At 72.1% G+C, this 18,600-nt stretch carries 14 protein-coding genes; 7 read left to right on the top strand and 7 right to left on the bottom strand.

Annotated elements, in window-relative coordinates; translation table 11 throughout:
- Positions 1 to 123: 123 nt before the first annotated feature.
- Positions 124 to 1,353 carry a GNAT family N-acetyltransferase gene (locus tag OG776_RS27200; RefSeq protein WP_148013974.1) on the top strand — a complete coding sequence of 410 codons (1,230 nt, stop codon included), beginning with the start codon at positions 124 to 126 and terminating at the stop codon, positions 1,351 to 1,353.
- Between the two features lie 102 nt (positions 1,354 to 1,455).
- On the opposite strand, the gene OG776_RS27195 is transcribed toward OG776_RS27200, so the two are convergent.
- Positions 1,456 to 2,268, bottom strand: a complete 813-nt coding sequence (locus OG776_RS27195; protein WP_148013975.1) for an Fpg/Nei family DNA glycosylase — start codon at positions 2,266 to 2,268, stop codon at positions 1,456 to 1,458.
- Positions 2,269 to 2,454: 186 nt separating this feature from the next.
- Positions 2,455 to 2,940, bottom strand: coding sequence for a ribose-5-phosphate isomerase (locus OG776_RS27190; protein WP_329322678.1), 486 nt, complete (start codon positions 2,938 to 2,940; stop codon positions 2,455 to 2,457).
- A gap of 273 nt (positions 2,941 to 3,213) precedes the next feature.
- Between OG776_RS27190 and OG776_RS27185 the strand changes: the two genes are divergently transcribed.
- Positions 3,214 to 4,695, top strand: a complete 1,482-nt coding sequence (locus tag OG776_RS27185) for an amino acid permease (protein WP_329322677.1) — start codon at positions 3,214 to 3,216, stop codon at positions 4,693 to 4,695.
- A 122-nt stretch (positions 4,696 to 4,817) separates the two neighbouring features.
- On the opposite strand, the gene OG776_RS27180 is transcribed toward OG776_RS27185, so the two are convergent.
- A complete protein-coding gene (locus OG776_RS27180) occupies positions 4,818 to 6,863 on the bottom strand; it encodes a serine/threonine protein kinase (protein ID WP_329322676.1) in 2,046 nt (681 codons plus the stop codon).
- 196 nt (positions 6,864 to 7,059) lie between these two features.
- On the opposite strand from OG776_RS27180, the gene OG776_RS27175 reads away from it, so the two are divergent.
- Positions 7,060 to 7,770 (top strand): hypothetical protein, encoded by a 711-nt coding sequence (locus OG776_RS27175; protein WP_329322675.1) that lies wholly within the window; start codon positions 7,060 to 7,062, stop codon positions 7,768 to 7,770.
- A 212-nt stretch (positions 7,771 to 7,982) separates the two neighbouring features.
- Here the strand turns inward: OG776_RS27175 and OG776_RS27170 are convergent, their stop codons facing one another.
- Positions 7,983 to 8,576, bottom strand: coding sequence for a biotin transporter BioY (locus tag OG776_RS27170; RefSeq protein WP_148013980.1), 594 nt, complete (start codon positions 8,574 to 8,576; stop codon positions 7,983 to 7,985).
- A gap of 408 nt (positions 8,577 to 8,984) precedes the next feature.
- Between OG776_RS27170 and OG776_RS27165 the strand changes: the two genes are divergently transcribed.
- Complete coding sequence (locus tag OG776_RS27165; protein ID WP_329322674.1) at positions 8,985 to 10,373, top strand: amino acid permease; 1,389 nt, start codon at positions 8,985 to 8,987, stop codon at positions 10,371 to 10,373.
- Between the two features lie 159 nt (positions 10,374 to 10,532).
- On the opposite strand, the gene OG776_RS27160 is transcribed toward OG776_RS27165, so the two are convergent.
- Positions 10,533 to 11,189 carry a histidine phosphatase family protein gene (locus OG776_RS27160; RefSeq protein WP_148013982.1) on the bottom strand — a complete coding sequence of 219 codons (657 nt, stop codon included), beginning with the start codon at positions 11,187 to 11,189 and terminating at the stop codon, positions 10,533 to 10,535.
- Between the two features lie 431 nt (positions 11,190 to 11,620).
- Here OG776_RS27160 and OG776_RS27155 point away from each other — a divergent pair, with 431 nt between their 5' ends.
- The gene (locus tag OG776_RS27155; protein WP_148013983.1) at positions 11,621 to 11,857 is read left to right on the top strand and encodes a hypothetical protein; all 237 of its coding nucleotides are present in this window, start codon (positions 11,621 to 11,623) and stop codon (positions 11,855 to 11,857) included.
- Positions 11,858 to 11,875: 18 nt separating this feature from the next.
- On the opposite strand, the gene OG776_RS27150 is transcribed toward OG776_RS27155, so the two are convergent.
- Positions 11,876 to 12,532 carry a mycothiol-dependent nitroreductase Rv2466c family protein gene (locus OG776_RS27150; RefSeq protein ID WP_148013984.1) on the bottom strand — a complete coding sequence of 219 codons (657 nt, stop codon included), beginning with the start codon at positions 12,530 to 12,532 and terminating at the stop codon, positions 11,876 to 11,878.
- Positions 12,533 to 12,671: 139 nt separating this feature from the next.
- Here OG776_RS27150 and pepN point away from each other — a divergent pair, with 139 nt between their 5' ends.
- Entirely contained in the window at positions 12,672 to 15,275 is a 2,604-nt protein-coding gene (gene pepN / locus OG776_RS27145) for an aminopeptidase N (RefSeq protein ID WP_148013985.1), read from the top strand.
- Between the two features lie 312 nt (positions 15,276 to 15,587).
- The gene (locus OG776_RS27140; protein WP_329322673.1) at positions 15,588 to 16,640 is read left to right on the top strand and encodes a hypothetical protein; all 1,053 of its coding nucleotides are present in this window, start codon (positions 15,588 to 15,590) and stop codon (positions 16,638 to 16,640) included.
- 152 nt (positions 16,641 to 16,792) lie between these two features.
- Here OG776_RS27140 and OG776_RS27135 read toward each other — a convergent pair whose 3' ends face one another.
- Positions 16,793 to 18,565, bottom strand: coding sequence for a TIGR03767 family metallophosphoesterase (locus OG776_RS27135; protein WP_148013987.1), 1,773 nt, complete (start codon positions 18,563 to 18,565; stop codon positions 16,793 to 16,795).
- Positions 18,566 to 18,600 lie beyond the last annotated feature (35 nt).

Genomic DNA, 18,600 nt, shown 5'->3' with positions numbered 1-18,600 from the left:
AACATCACAGTGAACTGCACAGTGAACTGCACGGCGAGCCCCCTGCGGAAGATCACGCACGCGCCCCCCACGGCGGTGGAAAATTCTCTCGCCCGCGCCGCACCGCCCTGGTAGGCATGGCTCATGACGACTGACTTGCGGGTGCTGCGGCAGCCCGAGTGGGATGCGTGGTACGACAATCTGGTTCGCGCGTTCGGGGGCGTACCGGAGTCGTCCGAGGAGCGCGAGCTGTGGAGCGAGCTCACAGAGTACGACCGTTCCCTGGGAATCTGGGAGGGCGAGCGGTGCGTGGGCACCGCGGGGGCGTTCTCCTTCCGGGTCACGGTCCCCGGCGGCGCCTCCGTACCGGCCGCGGGCATCACCATGGTGAGCGTCGCGGCGACGCACCGGCGGCGCGGGCTGCTGACGTCGATGATGCGCCGGCAGCTGGACGACATCCACTCCTGGGGCGAGCCGCTCGCCGTCCTGACCGCGTCGGAACCGGCGATCTACGGCCGGTTCGGCTACGGCATCGCGACGTACCAGCACCACGCCGAGATCGACACGACCCGGGTACGGCTGTCCGTACCGCCCGGCACCGATGACGTAGGTCTGCGGTTCGCCGCGCCGGCCGATGTCCTGGACGCCTGCGAGTCGGTGTACGCGCGGGTGGTTCCGGGGCGGCCCGGCATGCTGGCCCGGCGCCCCGGCTGGGACCGGCTGACGCTGCTCGACCCGGAGAGCGAGCGGGACGGGGCGTCGCCCCTGCAGTGCGTGGTCGCGGAGCGGGACGGCGAGGTGGTCGGCTACGCGCGGTACCGGATCAGACCGGACCACGACCACACCGGGGCGAAGGCCACCGTCGTCCTCGACGAGCTGCAGGCGCTGGATCCCGCGGCGGACGCCGCGCTGTGGCGGCTGCTCTTCGACCTCGACCTGACGACGACGCTGCGCACCCGGGGGCGTCCGGTCGACGAGTCGTGGCAGCACATGGTGTCCGACATCCGGCGCTGCGCCGTGCGGGTGCGGGACGCCCTGCATGTCCGGCTGGTCGACGTGGACGCCGCGCTGGAGGCGCGGACGTACCAGGCGCCGGTGGACGTGGTGTTCGAGGTCGAGGACGCGTTCTGCCCCTGGAACGAGGGGCGTTGGCGGCTCACCGGTGACGCGAAGGGGGCGTCCTGCGTGCCGACCCGGGAGCCCGCCGATCTGGCGCTGTCCGTACGGGAGTTGGGGGCGGCGTATCTCGGCGGGGTGTCCCTGGTGTCGCTCGCGGCGGCCGGGCGGGTGCGGGAACTGCGCCAGGGAGCGCTGGCGGAGGCGTCGGTGGCCTTCTCGTCGGCAGTCGCGCCGTGGCTGCCGCACGGGTTCTAGACCGGTCGTACGGGTTCGGGCGAACCGGAGGGGTTCCGGCCCGGGTCGCGGGGCCCCGGGGCTGTTCCGGCCCGGGACGGGTGCCCGGGACGCGGGCCCGGGTCAGCGGCGCTGGCAGTTCGGGCACCAGAAGAGATTGCGGGCGGCGAGACCGGCGGTGCGGATCTCGCCGCCACAGATGTGGCAGGGCAGAGGAGCCCTGCGGTACACGTAGACCTCGCCGCCGTGGTCGTCCACACGGGGTGGGCGGCCCATGGCCTCGGGGGCGTGTTCCGGACGCACCGTGTCGATGCGGTTGTTGCGCACGCCCTCGCGCATCAGGGCCACGAGGTCGGTCCAGACGGCGTCCCACTCGGCGGGGGTGACGTCCCTGCCCGCGCGGTACGGGTCGATGCCGTGCCGGAAAAGGACCTCGGCGCGGTAGACGTTGCCCACGCCCGCGATGACCTTCTGGTCCATGAGGAGCGCGGCGATGGTGGTGCGGCTGCGGGAGACCCGGCGGTAGGCCTCGGAGGGGTCGGCGTCGGGGCGCAGGGGGTCCGGGCCGAGGCGGGCGTGTACCGCCCGCTTCTCGTCGTCCGTGATCAGGGCGCAGGTCGTCGGGCCCCGCAGGTCGACGTACGTGGTGGGGTTCGCGAGGCGGAGGCGGACCGTTTCCGTGGGGGCCGGCGCGGGGGCGGCGCCGAAGGTCACCTTGCCGAAGAGGCCCAGGTGGATGTGGATCCACTCGGCGGCGCGGAAGCCGAGGAAGAGGTGTTTCCCGTGGGCGTCGGCGGACTGGAGGGGGGTGCCGTCGAGGAGGGCGGCCGCGTCCGCGAACTTGCCCTGGGGACTGGTGACGCGGGTGGGGGTGCCGTCGGTGAAGGCCGCCGCGTAGTCCTGGGCCAGCCGGTGGATCGTGTGCCCCTCGGGCACGGGGTCCTCCTCGGTCGTGCGCGTCTGCCGGTGGCGGGGGCCGTCTTCCGCCGCCCCCGCCCTTCCCCGTCATCCTCTCCCTGAGGGCTCCGCCCCCGGACCCCGGCATCACCCGAAGGGCTCGTCCTCGAACGCCGGACGGGCCGGGGGCGCGGGCCCGCGTCCCCGGTCGCGTGCGGGGAGGGGCTACGCCTGCGGGTGGTGGGGCGGGATCGGGGGGAGGTCGCCCGTGCTCTCGTAGGCGGAGAGCATGTCGATGCGGCGGACGTGGCGTTCCACGCCGGAGAACGGGGTGGTGAGGAAGGTCTCGACGAACTTGGTCGCGTCCTTCTCGGAGTGCATCCGGGCACCCACGGAGATGACGTTGGCGTTGTTGTGCTCGCGGCCCAGCGCGGCCGTCTCCTCGCTCCACGCGAGGACGGCGCGGACGCCGGCCACCTTGTTCGCCGCGATCTGCTCGCCGTTGCCGGAACCGCCGATCACGACGCCGAGGGCCTCGGGGTCGGCCGCCGTGCGCTCAGCGGCGCGGAGGCAGAACGGCGGGTAGTCGTCCTCGGCGTCGTAGACGAGGGGCCCGCAGTCGACGGGCTCGTGGCCGGCCTCCTTGAGCCACTCCACGAGGTGGTTCTTGAGTTCGAAACCAGCATGGTCGGAGCCGAGATACACGCGCATGGTCCGAGTGTGACACGGCTGTCCCGGATCGGCCTCGCCGGGTACCGCCAGGGAAAACTGTGAGGAGAACTACAAAACCTCAAGAAAACCTCAAGTAACGATCCGGAATCAAAGGTTCACGAATCCCTTTGCCTCCGATTCACTGGACCGGCTCGTACACCGCTCGTACGGGTCCCGTACACCGCTCGTACGGGAAGTACGTGAAGTCCGTTCGGTTCACCCCCCGACGGAAGTACGGGAAATCCGCTCACCGGCGCAAAGGAATCCCCCCTCATGACCTCGCAGCCGACCCCCACGAAGGCCGCCGACGGCCCCGGAGGCCCCGGAGAACCCGGTTCGGGCCTCCAGGCCGGACTCAAGAACCGTCATCTGACCATGATCGCCATCGGCGGTGTCATCGGAGCGGGCCTCTTCGTGGGGTCCAGTTCCGGTATCGCCACCGCCGGACCGGGCATCCTGCTCTCCTACGCCCTCGTCGGCACGCTCGTGGTGCTGGTGATGCGGATGCTGGGCGAGATGTCCGCGGCCAATCCGACCTCCGGTTCGTTCTCCGCCCACGCCGACCGCGCGCTCGGACGCTGGGCCGGTTTCTCGATCGGCTGGCTGTACTGGTTCTTCTGGGTGGTCGTCCTGGCCGTCGAGGCGACGGCGGGCGCCACGATCCTCGAAGGCTGGGTCCCCGCGGTACCGCAGTGGGGCTGGGCACTCATCGTGATGATCGTGCTCACCGCGACCAACCTGGTCTCGGTCGGCTCGTACGGTGAGTTCGAGTTCTGGTTCGCCGGGATCAAGGTCGTGGCGATCGGCGCGTTCATCGTCGTCGGCGGCCTCGCGATCTTCGGTGTGCTGCCCGGCGTCGACGCCCCGAAGGCCGGCCTGGGGAACCTGAGCGACCACGGCGGCTTCCTGCCGCACGGCCCCGGCGCGATCCTCACCGGTGTGCTCCTCGTCGTCTTCTCCTTCATGGGCAGCGAGATCGCGACCCTCGCCGCCGGCGAGTCCGAGAACCCGCAGCGGGCCGTCACCAAGTCCACCAACAGCATCATCTGGCGGATCGGCGTCTTCTACCTCGGCTCGATCCTGGTCGTCGTCGCCCTGCTGCCCTGGAACGACCCGTCCATCAAGGACAAGGGCTCCTACGTCGCGGCCCTCGACTCCCTCGGTATCGCGCACGCCGGTCAGATCATGAACTTCATCGTGCTGACGTCCGTGCTGTCCTGTCTCAACTCCGGCCTGTACACGGCCTCCCGGATGGCCTTCTCGCTCGGTGAGCGCGGCGACGCGCCCAAGGCCTTCGCCCGGACCACCTCGCGCGGTGTGCCGATGACCGCGATCGTCGTCTCGGTCGTGTTCGGCTTCGTCGCCGTCTTCTTCAACTACAAGTTCCCGGACTCGGTCTTCCTCTTCCTCGTCAACTCCTCCGGCGCGGTGGCCCTGTTCGTGTGGCTCGTCATCTGCTTCTCGCAGCTGCGCATGCGGAAGATCATCCAGCGCGAGGCGCCGGAGAAGCTCGTCGTGAAGATGTGGCTCTACCCGTACCTGACCTGGGCGACCGCCGCTCTGATCGTCTTCGTCCTCGGCTACATGCTGACCGACACCGAGCACGACGGACGCGAGACCGTGCTGCTGTCCCTGCTCGTCGCCGCCGTGGTGGTGGCCGTCGCGGTGGTCCGCCAGCGGCTGCGCGGCGACGGCGCGGCCGAGGAGCCCTCGGCCGCACCGGTCCCGGTCGAGGCCTCGTCCGACCTCCGCTGAGCGGCGCGGGTCCGGCAGTAACGAGCGAGGGGCGGGGTCCGGTGGCGGTGCCACCGGACCCCGCCCCGTTTTCTCCGCGCGTCCCTCCGCGCGCTGCTCCGTGCGCTTCTCCGCGCGTCCGCTCACAGCGGTGTGAAGCTCTCCCTGACCCGGTCGTAGACGCGCAGGGCGGAGGCCTCGATGTCCGGGCGGTACCAGGTGCTGATCTCGTACGACGTGCCGCCCGACCGGAAACCCAGCAGCCGCACGTGCCAGAGACGGCCCTTGGCCCTCACGGTGTACTCCCAGGCGACGGCGGGTTCCCCCCTGAACGTCGTGCGCTCCAGCCGTGTCCGCTCGTAGTCCAGCCCCTTGCCGGTGTCCACCTCGGCCCGCCGCCACTGCGCCAGCAGATCCCCCTTGGCCGGTTTCGCGTTGGCCACGATCTCCTGCGCGCTGTCGGGCGAGGTGTAGTGCACCTCGGAGCCGCTCTCCGCCACCCGCTGCCAGCCCCGCGGTGGAACCCAGGCGTACAGTCCGGCCTCCTCGCGTGCCCCCGCGGGCAGACTCGGCGGACGCGACGTGCCGTCCAGGGTGGGGGCGGGGGACGACACCGCGCGGGACGGCGTCCGTGCGGCCGTCGCGGATCCCGACGACGCGGGCGCGCCACCGGTGTCGTGCGAGGCCCCGCCGGTCGTCGCGAGCACGATCCCCACCACGGCCCCCGCGACCGCCACCCCGCCGGCCGCGACCCATGCCGACCGGCGGCGCCCGTGACCGTCCTCGGAGGGAGTGACGGGGGTGGCGGGGGCGGTGGGGGTGGACGGTGGGGCGGAGGGGGTTTCCGAGCGGACCTGTGCGTGGAGTTCGGTGGGGACCTCGGTGGAGGCGTTGGGGACCGGAGCGGAGGCGGAGGAAGCCGTCGCGGTGGCGGGGCGGGCGGGGGCCGGGGGTTCGGACGGTTCGGGCTCCCCGGCCAGGGGGTCTCGCGAGCCGGAGGGGTACGTCCGCGTCGGGGTGTACCGCGGGGGAATGGCGTCCTGCACGGGGTCGGGCTCCGGCTCCACCTCGGACGTCCGCTCCGGCTCGGGCTCGGGCTCCGGCTCCAACACCGGCTCGGGGCAGGGAGCGGAGACCGAGGTGGGGGTGCGGGAGGGAGGGGTGCGGGCGGGGACCGGGGTGGGGGCGGCGGTGCCGGTCTCGTCGGGTCCCTGATCCGGCTCGGGTCCCTGATCCGGCTCGCGTCGCGGCGGGCGGCGCCGGGCCTCCCGTAGCAGCTGGGGGTCCAGGAGAACCCGCGTGGGGGACTCCTCGTGCACCGGGTGGACGGTGGGTGCGGATTCCGCCGCCCGCGTTCCTTCCGACGGCTCCGGCTCCGGCTCGGACGTCCGCTCCGGGTACGCGATCGGCCGCAGCGCCGTCTCCAGCTCCTCCAGGCCGGGCCGGGTCGACGGTTCCTTCTCCAGGAGCGCCGCCAGGACATCCCGCAGACCGCTCGCCACGGACGGGAGTTCGGGCTCCTCGTAGAGGACGGCGTGCAGGGTCGCGAGCGTGGTCGAGCGGGAGAACGGGGAACGGCCGCCGAGAGCCGCGCAGAGCGTCGCGCCGAGGGACCACACGTCGGACGGCGGGCCCTGCGGGCGGCCCGAGATGCGCTCCGGTGCCATGTAGTCGGGGGAACCGACGAGCATCCCGACCATCGTGAGCGCCTCGGCGTCCTGCAGCGCGGCGATGCCGAAGTCGGTGAGGACCGCACGCTGACCGCGCCGCTCGATCAGGACGTTGCCCGGTTTGATGTCGCGGTGCAGCACTCCCCCGGCGTGCACCTGGCGCAGCGCCGAGACGAGTCCCAGGCCGACACGGGCCGCGGTGGGCGGGTCGAGCGGGCCGTCCTCGGCCACCACCTGTTCGAGCGAGCGGCCCGCGACCAGTTCCATCACGATCCACAGCCGCTCGCCCTCGTCCACGACGTCGTAGACGCGTACGACGTTGGGGTGGTCGATCCGAGCCGTGGCCCTGGCCTCGCGCAGGGTGCGTTCACGACGGGTCCGGGTGTTCTCCGGGTCGAGTCCGTCGATCCGCATCTCCTTGACGGCGACCTGCCGGTCGAGGACGTCGTCGGTGGCCCGCCACACCCGCCCCATTCCCCCCTGGCCAATACTCTCGGCCAGCCGATATCGGCCCGTCACCCATAATCCCGGAACACCACCACTCGGGCCACTCGTATTCCCCGTCAATATTCCGCACCCCCTCGGAACCCGTCGTCAACGCCCGCCACACGGGAAACGCAATGGTCACACTTCAGGCCGTACCAGCATAGTGCGGAGAAATCTTGTGGTACCTCTTCAAGTACTGCGAATTCAGGCGCAGCCAAGGGGGACGAACATGAGTTCTCGTCACACGACGACCATCGTGGGATCGCTGCTCACGGCATGTTTCTCGACCGTGATGATCCTTTCTTTCACCGCCGTCGCCGACGACCAGGGACCGGGGAGCGGCAAGGGCGGAAAGGCCGTCGATCCGGCACCCGCGGGAGTGCGGCTGACCACCGCACTGCCCGCGAGGATCTCGGTCGACAACAGTTCGCACTCGACCTCGATCACCGCCACGGTAAAGAACGGGGGGACCAAGGAAAGCGGTGGGATCCGGCTTCTGGTGGTCGGTTTCGACGGTCTCCGGATCAAAGGCGTCCAGGGCTGTTCCGCCCTGGCCGAAAAGGATCTTCCGAAAGGGTCGAACAGCGGTTTCGTGTGCGCCGTAGGAAATCTCGCGGCCGGAAAGTCGCGGTCGTACGCCGTCGACGCGACCTTCGATCTCGCCAGGACCGGGAAGATCTGTCTGCCGGTGCAGGACGGAGCCGGGAAGAAGACGTTCTGGCAGCAGGGTCCGGTGCCGTTCGGCGCGACGAACCCGTCCCCCAACGCGCCCACCACCCCGCTGCTGCTCGACACCACCAACAAGCCGGTGTCGCCCGGCGGCGACGAGCTGCCCAGGACCGGCCCCGGGACCGACCTGCTGCCCCTCGGCGCGACGGGCGCGGCGCTCGTCTCGCTGGGCGCGGCGGGCTTGTGGTGGTCCCGGCGACGGGTGTCCTGACCGACGGCACGGAACCATCTCGCCGCGGAGTCACCGGAGCGCGGAATCACGTGGGCGCGGACCACCACGGCGCCGCAGCACCAGGACGTGGAGACGCGGAAGAGGTCCGCCGGACCGAAGGCCGCGACGCGACCCGGCGAACCTCTTCCGCGGGAATCATCGGACCGGGGCCCGTGACGTCACACCAGGCACGTCACGTCGGGGCCGCGGTGTCACTTCTTGTCGAGGAACTTCCACGCCGTGGGGAGCAGGCCCATCGCGAGGGCCGCCTTCAGGGCGTCGCCGATCAGGAAGGGGGTGAGGCCCGCCGCGAGGGTCGCGCCGACCGACATGCCCGTGGAGGCGCCCAGGTACGGGAGGCCGACCGCGTAGACGATCGCCTCGCCCAGCAGCATCGCGCCGGCCGTGCGCAGGACCGAGCGGTCGGCGCCGCGGCGGGCGAGGGCACCCACGGCCGCGGAGGCGAGGACCATGCCGAGGACGTAACCGAGGGAGGGGGCCGCGAAGCCGGAGCCGCCGTCGGCGAACCAGGGCATGCCGGCCATGCCGACGAGGGCGTACACCAGGAGGGAGAGGAAGCCGCGGCCGGCGCCGAGGGCCGTGCCGACGAGCAGGGCGGCGAAGGTCTGGCCCGTCACCGGTACCGGGGAGCCCGGTACGGGGAGGGAGATCTGGGCGGCGATGCCGGTGAGCGCGGCGCCGCCGAGCACCAGGGCGGCGTCCCGGACGCGGGAGGCCGGGAGCAGGTCGGCGAGGACCTCGCCGGGGCGGATGCCTGTGCGGGACGTGACGGCGGCGGTGCTCATGGGGACTCCGGCGGGTGACAGGGGTGCGGGACACGGTGACGGTATCCCAGGGGCCCCGGGCCGATCACCGTCAGCGGTCGACAAAGCGGAGATCGGCGGCTTGGTGCACCTCTCACAAAAGTGCGTCATACACCTGCCGGAGCGTGAGACTGGTCACTGAGGTGGGATCGTTTCGGCGCCGGATTATGGGCAGGAGCCCGCTGTAGGGTCCTGCCAAATCATCTCGCCTCCGGCCCGGAGGCCGTTCCGCACCGCGCCCGGCCGTCTCCCGGGCTCCCGGCCAGGTGACCGGAGTGTCACGCTCCGCATCGCCCGCGTCCGGGTGGTGGGCGGGAGCGGCCCCGGTGCGGAGGGCCCGCCCAGACTGTGGGCGTTTTGCCCCTCGCACGTAAGGGACCACCCGCTCTCATGTCCCGCACCACCCTCGACACCCCGCCCGCCACCCCGGCCGGCGTGGACGTCGCGCTCTCCCACGGCCTCAAGCAGCGCCACCTCTCGATGATCGCCCTCGGCGGGGTGATCGGCGCGGGTCTGTTCGTCGGCTCCGGCGCGGGCATCGCCGCCGCCGGACCGTCGATCGTGATCGCGTACGCCGTCTCCGGTCTGCTCGTCATGCTGGTGATGCGGATGCTCGGCGAGATGTCGGCGGCCCATCCGTCCTCGGGCTCCTTCTCGGCGCACGCCGAGCGGGCGATGGGCCCGTGGGCCGGCTTCACCGCCGGCTGGTCCTTCTGGGTGCTGCTGTGCACGGCCGTGGGCCTGGAGGGCATCGGCGCCGCGAAGATCGTCACCGGCTGGCTGCCGGGGACGCCCGAGTGGGGCTGGGTCGCTCTCTTCATGGTGGTCTTCTGCGCCACGAACCTCGCCGCCGTGAAGAACTTCGGCGAGTTCGAGTTCTGGTTCGCCGCGCTGAAGGTCGGTGCCATCGGCCTGTTCCTCGTCCTCGGCGTACTGGCCGTCGCCGGGGTGCTGCCGGGCACCGACTCCCCGGGCACGGCCAACCTCGCCGACTTCCTGCCGCACGGCAGCGAGGGACTGGTCGTCGGACTGCTCGCGTCGGTCTTCGCGTACGGCGGTCTGGAGACGGTCACCATCGCGGCGGCCGAGTCGGAGAACCCGGTCCAGGGCGTCGCGCGTGCCGTCCGTACCGCGATGTGGCGCATCGCGCTCTTCTACGTCGGTTCGATGGCGGTCATCGTGACCCTGGTGCCCTGGGACTCGAAGGCGGTCGTCGAACAGGGCCCGTACGTCGCCGCCCTGGACCGGCTGGGCATCCCCGGCGCCGGCCAGCTGATGAACGTGGTCGTGCTGGTGGCCCTGCTCTCGGCGATGAACGCGAACATCTACGGCTCCTCGCGCATCGCCTACTCGCTGGTGGAGCGCGGCCAGGGACCGAAGGCGCTCGGAAGGGTCTTCGCCGGGGTGCCGCGCGTCGCCGTGCTCGTCTCCTGCGTCTTCGGATTCGTCTGCGTCCTGCTGAGCTACTGGCGGCCCGACGACGTCTTCCCCTGGCTGCTGAACATGATCGGCGCGGTGATCCTGGTCGTCTGGATCTTCATCGCGGTCTCCCAGTTGCGGCTGCGCCGCGCGGTGGAGCGCGAGACACCGGAGCGGCTGGTCGTACGGATGTGGCTGTTCCCCGGGCTGACCTGGGTCGCGCTGGCCTGCATGGCCGCGATCTTCGTCCTGATGGCCCGGGAGCCCGGCACCCGGGTGCAGCTGTACTCCACGGGCGGGATGACGCTGCTGCTGGCGGCCGCCGGATACGCCAGGCAGCGGCTGCGCGCCAAGGGCTGAGCCCACGGCTCACCGGCATCCCCGGAGGGCCCTCGCGCACCCCGCGCGAGGGCCCTCCGCCGCTCCCGTCCAGGTCACGGAGACCGGTTCACGCGGCGGGCGAAGGCGCGGCGAGCCCCCGCCCGCACCTGCTCCGCGGGGTCCGCCGGACGTCGTGGCTCAGGCGCAGGGCACGTTGAGCGACAGCAGCGCGGCGGCCCCGTCCGTCATCCGGAGCTCGGTGAGCGCCGTGTTGCGCAACCGCGGGAGGACCTGGCGGTAGTCGCCCAGCGGGATGCCGAGCAGCGAGCACAGCACCAGTCGCAGGAGGGTGTTGTGGGCGACGACCAGGACGCGTTCGCCGGGATGGGCCGCCGCGGTGCGGCGCAGGGCCGCGGTGCCGCGGGCCGCCGCGGTCCGGGGGTCCTCCGCCTCCGGGAAGGGGTAGGAGACCGGGTCCGACCGGTACGCCTTCGCGCGGGCCGGGTTGTCGGCCTCGAACTCGGCGAGGGTACGGCCCTCCACGACACCGAAGTCGCATTCGCGCAGGGCGGGTTCACGGTGTGCGGTGAGACCGAGGGCCTGGCAGGCGGGGGCCGCGGTGGCGACGGCGCGGGAGAGGGTCGACGTCCACACCGCGTCCACGGGGTGGGCGGCGGCCCAGCGGCCGAGCTCCTCCGCCTGGGCGCGGCCCTCGTCCGTGAGGGCCACGTCGCTCACCCCGGCGTAGCGGTTCTCGGCGTGCCAGACGGTCTGGCCGTGCCGGACCAGCAGCAGGGTCGTGCTCGCCGGAGTCCCGGGGCCCGTGGCGTCGTCGTCGGTGTGCGTCGTCCTCATGACCCCGCAGTATCCAGGTCGAGGCGGGCGCGTGCGTGCGCTCCGAGGGAAGCGGACGGCCGGCCGTGTTCCCCGGGTACGCCGAGCAGCCGCGACGAAGGGGACGGCGGCCGGGGCGGGGAAGGGAAAACGTTCGCCGGGTGAGACGAGCGGACGGGCGGGGACGGACGCGGGTTCGTGGGCGGCCGCCGTCCGGTCCAGCCGGCGTCCGGAAAGGCCGCCGACAACGCGCCCGCGCCGACGCCCGACGCCCCGCCCGGCGGCCGACCGCCGTGGGCAGCCCGCGGTGTGCTCCACAACGGGCTGCCCCGGGGCGCGTGGCGGCGCCACGCGCCCCACCGCTCCGCGGCCGTGGGGCGTACGGGTGCGGTGCGTGGCGCCGGGGGGTGCGGCGCCTTACGGTACGGGCGCTTCCGGTGCATTCTGGCCGGATGCCCAGGGAAATGACGTATCCCTGCTACACGTGCGGATCGCGCCAACCGCACCGACAGCCCCGGGACGACCGGGAACGGGATTTCATCCGCGAACTGACGCACGCCGCCCGTCCCCGGGCGTATGTGGACGACTACTGGATCTGCGGCAGCACCGACCACGACTGCCGCAACATCCGGCACGCGTGGCGGGTCAAGCCGTTCGACCCGCCACGGAAGATGCCCGAGCCGGAGTGACCGACGCGAGAGGCCGGCTCAGAGGTTGCTGAAGTCCGGTCCGGCCGTCCGCGTCCGCTTGATCTCGTAGAAGCCGGGGGTGGAGGCGACCAGCAGCGTGCCGTCCCAGAGCCTGGCCGCGGCCTCGCCCTGCGGGGTCGGGGTGACGACCGGGCCGAAGAAGGCGATCTGCTCGCCGTCGTCGCCGGGGAGCGCGATCACCGGGGTGCCGACCTCCTGGCCGACCTTGTCGATGCCCTCCTTGTGGGAGGCGCGCAGCTCGGCGTCGAACTCGAAGTCCTCCTGGTCGGCGTAGTCGATCAGGGAGGCCGGCAGGCCGACGTCGGCGAGCGCGCCCGCGACCGCCTCGACGGTCGGGCCCTCGCCCTGGTTGTGGATGCGGGTGCCGAGCGCGGTGTAGAGCGGGCCGAGGACGTCCTCGCCGTGCTTCTGCCAGGCGGCGGTGACCACCCGGATCGGCTTCCAGGCCTTGGTGGCGAGCATCTCCCGGTACTCGTCGGGGAGCGTGTCCAGCTTGTCCTCGTTCAGCACGGCGAGGCTCATGATGTGCCAGCGGACCTCGATGTCCCGGACCTTCTCCACCTCCAGGACCCAGCGCGAGGTCATCCAGGCCCAGGGGCACAGCGGGTCGAACCAGAAGTCGACGGGGGTCTTGCCGGAGGTGGTCTCGGACATGGTTCTCCTCAAGAGGTCCTCTTTTCCGGCCCCAACGCCGCCGGTGCCCCGGCTCATTCCCGGGTGCCCGCGCTCAGGTGCACATGGGAGGATCGGTCCCGTTCACACATGTCTATGACGCCATGAGGGAGTGCCGCCCGTGCCCGGTGAGAATCTGTCCCGCGACGAGGCCCAGGAGCGGGCAGCCCTGCTGTCCGTGGACGGGTACGAGGTCTCGCTCGACCTGCGATCCGCCGTGGGCACCGCCGAGGCCGGAGCCCGTACGTTCCGCTCGGTCACCACGATCCGCTTCCGCTGTTCCGAGCCCGGCGCCGCGACCTTCGCCGACCTGATCGCGCCGAGCGTCACCGCCGTCTCGCTCAACGGGCGGGACCTCGACCCCGGCGAGGTCTTCGACGGCACCCGCATCCGGCTGGAGGACCTCGCCGCGGAGAACGAGCTGGTGGTCGACGCCCAGTGCGCCTACTCCCGGACCGGCGAGGGCATGCACCGCTTCGTCGACCCCGAGGACGGCGAGACCTACCTCTACACCCAGTACGAGCCCGCGGACTCCCGGCGCGTCTTCGCCAACTTCGAGCAGCCGGACCTCAAGGCGCCCTTCCGCTTCGAGGCACGGGCCCCCGAGGGCTGGGTGGTGTGGAGCAACGGCGTCGGTGAACTCACGGACGGCGTCTGGAAGTTCGCCGAGACGAAGCCGATCTCGACGTACATCACGGCGATCGTGGCGGGCCCGTACCACTATGTGACGGACAGCTACTCCCGTACCTTCGACGACGGTACGACGCTGGAGATCCCGCTCGGCGCGATGTGCCGTAAGGGTCTCGCGCCCCACTTCGACGCGGACGACGTCTTCCTCGTCACCAAGCAGGGTCTGGACTTCTTCCACGACCACTTCGACTACCCGTACCCCTTCGGCAAGTACGACCAGGCCTTCGTGCCCGAGTACAACCTCGGCGCGATGGAGAACCCGGGGCTCGTCACCTTCCGCGAGGAGTACATCTTCCGCGGCAAGGTCACGCAGGCGTCCTACGAGGGCCGGGCGAACGTCGTCCTGCACGAGATGGCGCACATGTGGTTCGGGGACCTCGTCACCATGGAGTGGTGGGACGACCTGTGGCTCAAGGAGTCCTTCGCCGACTTCATGGGCGCGTTCGCGCTGGTCGGGGCGACCCGCTTCAAGGACGGCTGGATCACCTTCGCCAACCGCCGCAAGGCGTGGGCCTACCGTGCCGACCAGCTGCCGTCCACGCACCCCGTCACGGCGGACATCCGCGATCTGCAGGACGCCAAGCTCAACTTCGACGGCATCACGTACGCCAAGGGCGCCTCGGTCCTCAAGCAGCTCGTCGCGTACGTCGGCCAGGACGCGTTCCTGGAGGGCGCGCGCCGCTACTTCAAGCGGAACGCGTACGGCAACACGCGCCTCGGTGACCTGCTGTCGGCGCTGGAGGAGACCAGCGGACGCGATCTGGCCACCTGGTCCCGGGCGTGGCTGCAGACGGCCGGGGTCAACTCGCTGACCCCGCAGGTGATCCTGGGCGCGGACGGCCGGGTGGCCGAACTGTCCGTGCTCCAGGAGGCGGCCGAGTCGCATCCCGAACTGCGCCCGCACCGCGTCGCGGTGGGCCTCTACCGGCGCGAGACCCGGCCGGACGGGGAGACCGGTCCGCTGGTGCGCTACGCCCGCGTCGAGACGGACGTCGACGGCCCGCGCACGGTGGTCGGGGAACTCGCCGGTGCCGACGCCCCGGAGCTGGTCCTCGTCAACGACGACGACCTGACGTACTGCAAGATCCGCTTCGACGAGACCTCGCTGGCCACGCTGCGCGAACTCCTCGGCGACATGACCGATCCGCTCGCCCGCGCGCTGTGCTGGTCGGCGCTGTGGAACCTGACCCGGGACGGGCTGATGCCGGCCCGTGACTTCGTCGGCCTGGTGCTGCGCTTCGCCGGCCGCGAGTCGGACATCGGCGTGCTCCAGACGCTGCACGCCTGGGCCGACTCGGCGCTCACCCACTACGTGGCGCCGGACTGGCGGGAGACCGGCGGCCGGCTCCTGGCCGAGGGCGCCCTGAAGGAGCTGCGGCTCGCCGAGCCCGGCAGCCAGCACCAGCTGGCCTGGGCCCGTTTCTTCGCGGCGGTCGCGTCCGGACGGGACGACCTGCGGCTGCTCCAGGACCTGCTGGACGGCACGGCGAAGATCGACGGCCTGGACGTCGACCAGGAGCTGCGCTGGGCGTTGCTGGAGCCGCTGGCCGCGCACGGTGTCGCCGACGAGTCCGCGCTCGCCGCCGAGCTGGCCCGGGACGACACGGCCTCCGGCAAGCGCCATCAGGTCCGCTGCCTCGCCGCCCGCCCGTCCGCGGCGGTCAAGGCCCAGGCCTGGGCGCAGGTCGTCGAGTCGGACACGCTGTCGAACGCGCTGGTGGAGGCGACCATCGCGGGCTTCACCCAGGCGTCCCAGCGGGAGCTGATCGCCCCGTACGCCGAGAAGTACTTCGCCGCCATCGAGCGGATCTGGGCCGAACGGTCCATCCAGATCGGCATGGACGTGGTCAGGGGGCTGTTCCCCTCCCTGCGGGACTCCCAGGAGACCCTGGACGCGACGGACGCGTGGCTGGCGGCGCACGAGGGCGCGGCACCGGCCCTGCGCCGACTGGTCCTGGAGGCCCGCGACGACCTGGCACGGGCGCTGCGCGGCCAGCGGCACGACGCGGGGACCACGGCCACGAGCGCCGGCTGAGCCGAACGGCACGAGCCGCACGGGCAACGACACCAGAGGGGCACCGGTTCCGGCCGGTGCCCCTCCGCCGTGTCCCCGCCACGTCCGCCCGTCCGCCGTGTCTCCGCCACGCCCGCCCCGCCGCCACGGCCGTCACTGGAACGGGTGGTTACGAAATTCAGGTAAGCAGAGCCGTAACCCCTCTCCGTTACCCATCCGGACCAGCGCCTTTCGGCAGTCGAACGCCCGTACTTTAGGACGAGCTTGTCCGCATTTGCCGACGAGCGTGTAACAGCGGTTAGGGGACGGACCGGTCGCGGAAAGCCCCCGTGCATGAACCACAACACCCCGCTCTCCCCCCGCCCCCCGCGTCCCCTCTCCGACGTCCGGCGCCGGGTGCTGACCACCGCCCAGCTGCGCGCCCGCGGCGTCACCGCCGCCGGGGCGAGCGAGAGGTGCAGGTCCGGCGGACCCTGGCAGCAGTTCCTGCCGGGCGTCTTCCTCCTCCACCCCGGACCGCCCACCTCCGAGGAACGCCTGCACGCGGTACTCCTGTTCGCCGCCCGCACCCCCGCGACGGTGCCCGCGACCGCGATCCCCGTCCAGCCCGGGCCCGAGCAGCCGCACGCCCCCCAGCCCTACGCGGACGCGCTGATCACCGGCCTCGCCGCGCTCACCCTGTACGGCTTCACGTCGGCGCCCTCCCTGCTCTCCCTCGACAGGATCGACGTCCTGGTCCCCCGGCTGCGCCGGCTGCGCTCGCAAGGCTGCGCCCGCATCGTCCGTACCGCCTCCCTGCCCGCTCCGGCCCACGTCACCGGCGTCCCGGTCGCCCCGGTCCCGCGCGCCCTGGCCGACGCGGTGGCGGAGCTGACGGACGCGGACCTGGTACGCCGTCTGCTGACCGAGGCGGTGCGCGGCGGTCACTGCGATCCGGCCGCGCTGGTGCGGGAGCTGACGCAGGCCAGGCTGCTGAGCCGGCCGCATGTGGTGGACGCCGTCGACTCCCTGCTGGCCGAGGGACGCGCCGTCGCGGAGGACCGTCTCTACCGCATGGTCCGTGAGCACGGTCTGCCCGAACCGGTCTGGAACGTGGACCTGCGGCTGGCGGGCGGCCCTCACCTGGGCGGTCTGGACGCCTACTGGCCGGAGCAGGCGGTGGCCCTGGAGCTGGACACCCGGACTCCCCGCCACGACGAGGACGCCCTCTGGTCGGAGTACGCCCGCAAGCGCGAACACCTGGAGCGGCTGGGCATCACCGTCGTCCACATCACGCCGAAGAAGCTCCGCGACACGGCCGAGCAGCAGGCGACGGTGGTACGGACCGCGCTGATGGCGGCGGACGAGCGCGAACCGGCCGTGTACGTCGTGGTGCTGCCCCGGTAGGGACGGACCGGCCGGCCGGCGGGAGCAGGAGGGGAGCGGAGGGGCCACCGGGTGCCGGTGGCCCCTCCTCGTGTGCGCGGCCCCGGGTCCACGGGTACGCGCCTCCCGGGCCCGGGCCCAAACCCGGGCCGCGGGCGTCCGGAGGGCCGGGTTCAGCCCTTCTTCAGCAGGAGCTCCGTGTTGCGGTCGCCCGGGGTGCCGCTCAGTACGGTGCTGCGGCCGGGCGCGTTGTAGGACAGCTCTCGGTAGAGCGCCGCCAGGCCCGTCTGGCTCAGGTCGGAGAAGTCCGTGCGGTGCGGGGCGGCGGACTCGATGAGGGTGGTGAAGAGGGAGAGCGTGCCGTCCTTGTTGTCGACCACCTCGACGATGCGGGCGAGGTGCGGGAAGTCGACGTGGGAGGCGGTGTTGATCTCCCAGAACGATCCGTTGCCCGGCGCCGAGTGCGCGATGATCTCGTTCTTGTGGGTGTGGCCGTTGACCCAGGCCAGGACGTTGCGGTGGCGGGAGAGCGCGGCGACGACGTCCCCTCCGCCGTGACGCTGCTCGGTCGGGTGGGCGGGGTCCTTGCGGGTGTTGTGCATGGACTTGCTGGTGTGGTGGCTGAAGACGATCGCGTACGAGTCCTTGTTCTCGGTGAGCGTCCGCTCCAGCCACTTGAGCTGGGCCGTGCCGATCGAGCCCTCGTAGTGGCCGCCCGGGTCGGTGGTGTCGAGGCTGACACCGATGACGTCGTCGGCGATCCGGAAGGCGTAGTACTGGGTGCCCGCCGCGAGGTTCGCCTCCGAGTAGCCGTGTCCGACCGGGCCCGGGCCGGTGTGCGCCGGGTCGAGGTGCGCCTTGAGGTACTCGGCGGGGGTGAAGGGGGCCCGCGAGGCGTCGGGGGTGACCGACCTGAGCTGCCGCGCGTGCGCCTTGAGCAGGTCCCGCAGCAGGGTGCCCTTGGGGTCCTTGTCGTTCTTGATGGCGGCGCGCAGGTCGACGCTCTGCGCGGCCGGCAGGCTCATCAGCTTCTTGCCGCCGACGGCGAACTCGGCGAGGAAGGAGTCGCCGTGCCGGTAGCAGCCCAGCGGCAGCGCGTCGTGGTTGCCGACGGTGGAGTACCAGGGCAGGGCGAGGCCCGGGCTGCGCAGTTCACGGACGGCGGCGGCCAGGAAGCCGTTCAGGTGCGGGAAGCCGCGCTGCTTGTCGGCGTCGCGCACGGCGCCGTCGGGCTGCCAGTACGTGGTGATCCCGCTGTTCTGGACGCCCTCGTAGTGGCGCGGGTCACCGCTGTTGGGGCGGATGCGGCCCCCGCTCATGACCTTCAGGAACCAGTCGAGTTCCGTGCGGGAGTTGTTGTCCGTGTTGTCCCCGGTGGTCATCACGAAGTGCAGCGGGGAGCCGGTGACGGGCGCTCCCCGCAGCGAGTTGACCCGCTCGACGAGCGAGACGGCGCCCGCGACGGTCAGCGCCTCCTGCGGGCGCCAGGCGTTCGCCGCGCCCGAGCGCAGGAACTCCAGCCGCAGCGGGTGCTGGACGTCGGTCAGGTGCAGGTCGGTGAACTGGACGAAGGAGGCGAGCGCGGTGCGCCGCTCGGCCCGGCCGGCCTTCGCCGACGCCAGCTCGCCGCGCACCACCCGCTTCCAGGCGGGTCCGTCGCCGAGCCGCCGGTAGCCGCCGGAGCCGGTCCGCGGGGCGGCGACGCTGTGCAGGGTGGTGCCGCGCTCGTAGGGCGCGAGGGGAGCGGGCGGCGCCTTGCGGGAGACGGCCACCGGAGCCTCTCCGGGGTCGGCGGCGTGCGCCCCGCGCGCCTCGGCGGCGTGCGCCTCCGAGTCGGGCCGCAGGGCGTAGCCGATGCCCGCGGACAGGGTCACCGCCCCGGTGGCGGCGAGGAGGGTACGGCGGTTCATGGCAGCGGCGGTGGCGACAGAGCGTATGCGCGACATGGCGCGATCTCCCCGAGTGCGAACGCGTCGGCAGT

The organism is Streptomyces sp. NBC_01689 (assembly GCF_036250675.1).
GTDB lineage: Bacteria > Actinomycetota > Actinomycetes > Streptomycetales > Streptomycetaceae > Streptomyces.
This window is presented reverse-complemented; position numbering and strand designations above follow the sequence as displayed.